The sequence below is a fragment of the Pseudarthrobacter sp. MDT1-22 genome (assembly GCF_054511035.1).
Genome location: NZ_JBTNDK010000027.1, coordinates 40,835 through 47,422, shown reverse-complemented (window position 1 = coordinate 47,422; position 6,588 = coordinate 40,835). Strand labels below are relative to the sequence as shown.

6 protein-coding genes and 1 pseudogene are annotated in these 6,588 nt (G+C 65.8%); 5 read left to right on the top strand and 2 right to left on the bottom strand.

Annotated features, from left to right (window positions below; genetic code table 11):
* The first annotated feature begins 540 nt into the window (after positions 1-540).
* The 3 genes from ACX80M_RS17595 to ACX80M_RS17585 all read left to right on the top strand — a co-directional run bounded on the left by ACX80M_RS17595 (position 541) and on the right by ACX80M_RS17585 (position 2,271).
* Positions 541-669 carry a glycosyltransferase family 2 protein gene (locus tag ACX80M_RS17595; RefSeq protein ID WP_459310079.1) on the top strand — a complete coding sequence of 43 codons (129 nt, stop codon included), beginning with the start codon at positions 541-543 and terminating at the stop codon, positions 667-669.
* A gap of 43 nt (positions 670-712) precedes the next feature.
* Complete coding sequence (locus ACX80M_RS17590; protein ID WP_459310078.1) at positions 713-1,324, top strand: glycosyltransferase family 2 protein; 612 nt, start codon at positions 713-715, stop codon at positions 1,322-1,324.
* 422 nt (positions 1,325-1,746) lie between these two features.
* Positions 1,747-2,271: a universal stress protein gene (locus ACX80M_RS17585; protein ID WP_459310077.1), complete on the top strand. Its 525-nt coding sequence runs from the start codon at positions 1,747-1,749 to the stop codon at positions 2,269-2,271.
* A 3-nt stretch (positions 2,272-2,274) separates the two neighbouring features.
* Here ACX80M_RS17585 and ACX80M_RS17580 read toward each other — a convergent pair whose 3' ends face one another.
* Positions 2,275-3,030, bottom strand: coding sequence for a hypothetical protein (locus tag ACX80M_RS17580; protein ID WP_459310076.1), 756 nt, complete (start codon positions 3,028-3,030; stop codon positions 2,275-2,277).
* Positions 3,031-3,480: 450 nt separating this feature from the next.
* On the opposite strand from ACX80M_RS17580, the pseudogene ACX80M_RS17575 reads away from it, so the two are divergent.
* Positions 3,481-4,277 (top strand): annotated as a pseudogene (locus ACX80M_RS17575) (dioxygenase family protein).
* Positions 4,278-4,291: 14 nt separating this feature from the next.
* Here ACX80M_RS17575 and ACX80M_RS17570 read toward each other — a convergent pair.
* A complete protein-coding gene (locus ACX80M_RS17570; protein ID WP_459310075.1) occupies positions 4,292-4,966 on the bottom strand; it encodes an acVLRF1 family peptidyl-tRNA hydrolase in 675 nt (224 codons plus the stop codon).
* 75 nt (positions 4,967-5,041) lie between these two features.
* On the opposite strand from ACX80M_RS17570, the gene ACX80M_RS17565 reads away from it, so the two are divergent.
* Complete coding sequence (locus ACX80M_RS17565) at positions 5,042-6,457, top strand: replication-associated recombination protein A (protein ID WP_459310074.1); 1,416 nt, start codon at positions 5,042-5,044, stop codon at positions 6,455-6,457.
* The last annotated feature ends 131 nt before the right edge of the window (positions 6,458-6,588 follow it).

The following is a 6,588-nucleotide window of genomic DNA, read 5'->3' as shown; positions in this document are numbered from 1 at the left end:
AACCGTGGATTCCGACGCGGAAATACACCTATGTCGAGATCACGCCGACACGCATTAGTGGTCGCCATTTTGAACTGGGAGACGAACCTGAGCGGTACTGAGCGCTGCGGCCCGTCGATGCCTCGGCCGAGCTTCGGTCCCGTGCCCGCCGCCGCCTCAACGTTGTCTGGGCCCGCCGGACAGCCGGCTGCATGGCAGACGCCTAGAATGCCATCTGGGCTGGATCCGACGCTCGACGGCGGCTGGTCGGCCGTGCTGACAATGACGGCGCAAGTGATCGTTGCCTTCCTCGTGATCCCGCTCCTCGTGCATTTAGTGGGCAACGAGTGCCGCTTCGCTGGCAGTGGGGCGGGCTCTCGCTGTTGGACATTGTCGAGTTCCTGATCGAACGGATCGAGGAGGACGAGGCGGCTCCCCGGAAGCTGCTGGAGGACATTCCAGGAATACCCGATCGCCCTGACGTACCCCGACCCCGACCATCGGGATTTCCAGGCCGGCCGGCGCCCGGCTTGCCGGTTGACCGCCAAAGGAGGCCGCGCCATGCCCACCGTCTCGGATATCATCCCCACCCGCAATGACGCTCCAAAGCTGAAAACGTGCCTCGCCCTGCTGTCCCAACAGAGCAGGCCTGCCGATGAAATCATCGTGGTGGACAACGCAAGCAGCTGACACATCTGCCATCTGCGCCACGGCCGGCGTGAGGCGCATACCTGTGGACCTGCCAGGCATTCCGGCAACGGCTGCTGCCGGTTTTGATGCCGCAGCGGGGGAGATCATCGCCAGGCTGGACACCGACTCCAGGCCGCCCCAAGACTGGCTTGAGCACGTGGAGCGGATCCTTCAGGCATCCGGGCCGCTCACGGCTGTCACTGGACCCGCTGATTTTTACGGCGGGAACCTCTTGGTCCGCTGGACGGGCCGGTACCTGTTCCTGGGAGGCTATTTCACTGTCGTTGGCTTCCTGATGGGCCATCCGCCGGTGTTTGGTTCCAACTTTGCGCTGCGGCGGGGTGTCTGGGCGGCAATCCGCACCATCGTGGTCCGGGACAACGCCGATGTCCATGATGACTTCGATATTTCCTACCGCCTGCGACCGGACATGACGGTTATCTACGACCCCACCTTGCGGGTCGGGGTTTCCGCGCGGCCCTTCGCCAGCTGGTCATCGTTTCGACGCCGCGTTGCAATGTCCCTGGTGACGTTCCGCGTCGAGTTCGCGCATGAACCGCCCCTCCGGCGCCGCTTGGACCGCTTCCGGTGGGGGTACTGGCAACGGCACCAAAACGGTCCCCACCGGGACGAAAGCCCGGTTGAAGACAGGTAGAGCACGACGCTGGTCAGTCGGCTTAGGGGCAGGGCACTTTGCAGAGTCGGCAGGGCGGCCATGCGCCGGCTGGTTCCGGCGCCGAACGGCGCCTGGCCATGGATCGGGCCCGAACAGAGACCGCGACCCAATCGCTTTCATTTCTGTCCGGCACTCTGCGGGCTCGGTAACGTGTCAACACCCCTGCCGACGGCTGCGGGAATACGGTCCCGGCCCGACTCCTGCAGCGCAGCGGCCTCACGGCTTGCCTGTTCCAACAACCGTGTGTCCTGGTCGCAGGCTTCCTGCTCAACCCGGGCTGCGGACCTCGCGCGCTCCACACGTGCGTCGTGCCGGCCTGAGGCAGGATCGCAGCCGCCTGCGAAAGCGCGTCCATGGTGGTCATCGGATCACACACTCGGAACTGGGCAGACGGAGGACCCATGACGGACCGCGCGCTGCAGGTGGTCATGCTATCGGATAGCCCGGTAGCCGTCATTCCGCAAGGCCAGGGCCCGGAGGGTCGGGGAGTTGTGGTCGGCGTGGACGGCTCTGAGGAATCACTCCAGGCTGTTGCACTGGCAGCGGCAGAAGCGGACCGCGAGGGGGACGAGCTCACCGCGGTGCTGGCTTTCCGGCGCCCCGCCTGGTGGATTCAGCGTGGGATGCCTGGCAGAGGCCTGGCCGAGGCGATTCAAGAAGAGGACAAGATCGTCCTGGCTGAATCAGTCGCGGGCCTCACGGACAAGTATCCGGACCTCGTAGTACATCAGCGGCTCGAAAATGACGAGGATCCCGCGAAGGCGCTAGTGGATGCGGCAGCCAGCGCACGGTTGCTGGTCCTAGGCAGCCGTGGACGCGGCGGGTTCAGCAGGCTCTTGCTGGGTTCCACCGCTCATGCGGTCCTGCAGCGGGTACCCTGCCCCACCGTTGTTACCCGCGTTCACAAGGTTAAGCACGAGGAATAACCGCTACCGGTGCGGAGGGAACCCTCCTAGGGATTGCCTTTTCGCTCTTTGCGGTCCCGGGCCGTCCATCCTCGCGGCTTTGCGCAGGGCAGTTCTTGCGCGGCGCCGGCTCAGGGCTGCGGCATGCGGCCGAGTGTCCGGCACACGGCCAGAGTGAACCACAGTTGTAAGTCGTGGTAACGGGTCCCGCAACAGATGTCCCGTGAACAATCCATTAGGCTCCTGGTGGTCGATCAACCAGGTCTGAGCCTGGCTGATCTTCTCTCCGCGTAGATACCCCCAGAGGGCGTTGCCGAGGAGACCCACACCCGAGCTGTCCGGTGTGGCATTCTGCCAACTATTCCCGCCGTCGGTGGAGGAGAAGGCGCGTGAAAATGGTGGACGGCTGGGATCGTTTTCCTGCCCCACGAGAAGCACGGCTGCTGGGCCCGCGGCCATGTTCAGGGGATGGAAGGTGCAGTGCGGACGGGGCAGCCCGGCAGCTGTCCCGTCCCGGGCGGTCCAAGCTGATCCGTCGCTGCTCTGATAGAGCGTAATGGCCGTGCCGCCGGATTCGCGGTCGGGTGTTGTGGCGAGGAGCCAGCCCTGGGCCATGCCCACGGCTGCGTTCAGGCTGGTGGCGGAGGTTTCAAGAATTGGTTCCGGCTGAAGGCTAAAGTCCGTGCCGTTACTGCTGGTGAAGGCGAAGACCTCTCCATTGCGGTGCCCGAGCAGGAGCCATTGGCCCTGGCGGGCGGTGGGCTTGTTGGCCAGCGCCATGCCGGGATCTGTCTGGCCATCAAACAAGACTGGTTGCCAGGAGGCGCCGTTGTCTGGGGAGTAGGCAGCGCGGTGGCCGTCGAAGTTGACGTGGTGATGTCCAGGACGGCGAGGACTTCTTGCCCCCGGCTAGCCATTGCTGTCAGTGAATTCCTGGTGCGGTCTTCGCTGGCCAGTGCGGTGTCGATGCCCCCGGTGTGGAACGACAGGCGGGTCCGGTCCAGCCAGCTGCCGTCGGTGCAGGCGGTGCAAAACAGTGTCAGCGCTGCCACAACGGCAGCCAGTCTCATTCGTAAGTTCATATCTTCCCCGGCAGCTGACCCGGGCCGCGGCAGCGGCCCCTTGCTGGGGAGTCTAGGCAGGAAGGGGTGGCCGGCGCTTGTCACCGCCGGCCGGTTGTGGATAACTATTAATGCTTTAAGATTCAATAAAAAAAGGTAGCATGGTTCCGTGACACAAACACTTGGCCTGTCTCCGGTTCTCTTTCTCAGCCACGGTGCTCCGCCGCTTGCCGACGACGCTACCTGGACACGGCAGCTTCACGACTGGTCCGGCACCTTTAACAAGCCCAAGGACATCCTGATGGTGTCAGCGCACGGGAACACGCCCCCGTTACGCTGAGCGCCACCCAGCGGGATCCAGGCCTTGTTTATGACTTTGGCGGCTTCGCGCAGAAGTACTACGACGTCACGTACGACGCACCGCAGGCTCCGGGGCTCGCTACGGAGGTGGAACGGCTGGTGGCCGGGCATGGCCATCATGTCGAACGCGATGAGAGCCGTGGGCTGGACCACGGAGCCTACGTGCCTCTCAAGGAGATGTTCCCCGAAGCAGATGTTCCGGTGGTCCAGATGTCCATACCCACCCTCGATCCGCAGGGTCTGTTTAACCTCGGCATGTCGCTGGCACCGCTGCGCGAACGCGGCACCCTCATTGTCGGTTCCGGGTTCACCACTCACAATCTCCGCTGGTTCAGCCCGTCCGGAGGGCCAGACGTTGCGCCGCCGGCAGCCTCGAGCGAGTTTGACCACTGGGCCGAAGAGGCCATGGCGCGCGGCGACGTCGACGCCATCCTCGATTTCCTGAACAAGGCCCCAGCCGCCCGGCAGGCTCACCCGCGCAGCGAGCACTGGGCGCCGCTCTATGTTGGGCTCGGCGCAGCCTATGGCTCCGGTGAACTGCACGCGAAGACTGCAATCGACGGGTTCTGGTACGGGTTGTCGAAACGCTCCTGGACCCTGACCTAGGAAGCAGGCCCGTTTCAATCCGGCGCGTCCGCTACCTGGATCCGCGCGGCACAGACATCCGCTGCTGCCTTCCGCATCACCGCGCCGTTGGGATCAGGCACGTCCAGGAAGTCCAGCCGGGGGACTGAGGCATAGAGCCTCAGGGCCGGGTGGTCCATGACCAGCCCGGCCAGGGTCCGGTCTCCGCCGGGAGCAAGGTACTCGACGGAGTGGCCGCCGAAGATCGCTGCTGCGTGGCCTGCCACCTTCTCCACCAGTTCATCTGCCTGGTTGGCCCGACGGCGCGCGAACCGCTGCTGGGACTGGCCTCCCGCAGCAGTCCGGGACTGCACGTAGCGGGATCCGGTCTTGGACGCCGTCAAGGTGCCTTCCCTGGCCACGGCCACCGCATAGCCTCCGCGCCGCACGAGCACCAGGCCCGCGGTCCGGGGCTGGGCTGCAACAGACGCCAGGCGTTCCAGGGGATCGGCACCACGTCCGGGCCGCCCGTCGGGTGGCCACGGCGCCTGGAGCAGCGCGATGGTGCCGTCGGCTGCGACAAGCCGCACGCCGTCGTCGTCATCGCTGAGCCGGAAGCCGCCGTGCGCGGCCCCGAAGCGGTCCGCCCATCCGGCCAGGCGTTCGCCGGACACAAACGCGGTCCTGACGGACCCCGGACGGCCGGCGCCGGGGGTGCTGCGTGCGCTCATGGCGGGATCCCTTAGGTGGCGGGCGGAAAATGGAGGGCGGAAGTGGGGCGGTGAACTAATGAGTAGCCTATCTATGTGGATGATCTCTTCGCCCAAGGGCATGGCAATGACGACGACGACAGTGACGAACCGTCGTCGGCTGGCCCCGCCGGGACCGGCCGTACCGCCGCGCCGCGCAGCCCCTTGGCCGTCCGGATGCGGCCGCGCACCTTGGATGATGTGGTGGGACAGCAGCACCTGCTGGGGCAGGGATCGCCGTTGCGGCAGTTGGCGGCCGGCACCGACGCCCTGGGTCCAGCAGGCCCCAGCTCGCTGATCCTCTGGGGACCGCCCGGGACCGGAAAAACCACGCTCGCCCATGTGATCGCGAAGGGCAAGGGGCGGAAGTTCGTGGAGTTGTCCGCCATCACCGCGGGCGTCAAGGACGTTCGGCGGGTCATGGACGAAGCCCTCACGGCGCGGGATCTGTACAAAACCACCACGGTGCTTTTCCTCGACGAGATCCACCGCTTCAATAAGGCACAGCAGGATGCCCTGCTGCCCGGCGTGGAGAACCGCTGGGTGGTACTCGTGGCGGCAACCACGGAAAACCCGTCCTTTTCGGTGGTCTCGCCACTGCTGTCCCGTTCCCTCCTGCTCACCCTGAAACCGCTGACGGAGGCGGACATTGAAGGGCTCCTGCAGCGCGCCGTGTCGGACGATCGCGGCCTGAACGGGAAAGTGGAGCTCAGTGCCGAGGCCCTGGCGCACCTCGTCAGGCTCGCCGGCGGCGACGCGCGGCGCGCACTGACGGCCCTCGAGGCCGCATCGGGTGTGGCCTTCGGCGATGCAGACGACGCCGATGCCGACTCGCTGGTCACCGTCGAGCTGAAACACACCGAGCGCGCCCTGGATGTGGCCGCCGTGCGCTACGACCGGGCCGGCGACCAGCACTACGACGTAGTCAGTGCCTTCATAAAATCGGTCCGCGGCTCTGATGTGGACGCAGCACTGCACTACCTCGCCAGGATGCTGGAAGCTGGGGAGGACCCGAAGTTCATTGCCCGGCGGATTGTGATTTCTGCAGCGGAGGACGTGGGAATGGCGGACCCTACAGCGCTGCAGACGGCGGTTGCCGCCGCGCAGGCGGTACAGCTGATCGGCATGCCCGAGGGGCGGATCGTCCTGGCCGAGGCCGTGGTGCATCTGGCCACCGCACCGAAATCCAATGCCGCGTACATGGGAATCAACAAGGCCGTCGCGGATGTCCGTGCCGGTCTGGGCAACGGGATACCGGCGCACCTGCGCGATGCGCACTACCCGGGGTCCAAGCAGCTGGGCCACGGGCTCGGCTACAAGTACGCCCACGATGCCCCCCATTCCGTGGCCAGCCAGCAGTACCCGCCGGATGACCTCGTGGGTCGGGACTACTACGAGCCCACCGCTAACGGCGCGGAACGGGACATCGCCGTGCGCCTCGAACGGCTGCGGAAGATCATCCGCGGCAACTGACCGGCGTCGGCGGTGGAGTGACCCCGGCAGCTATGCCATCGGAGTGACGCGGGGGAGCGGCGGCCGGAGTGTGGGATTGCAGGCGAATCCTGCTATGATTGTTCGTTGTCTGGCAAGGCGCGGACGCAATC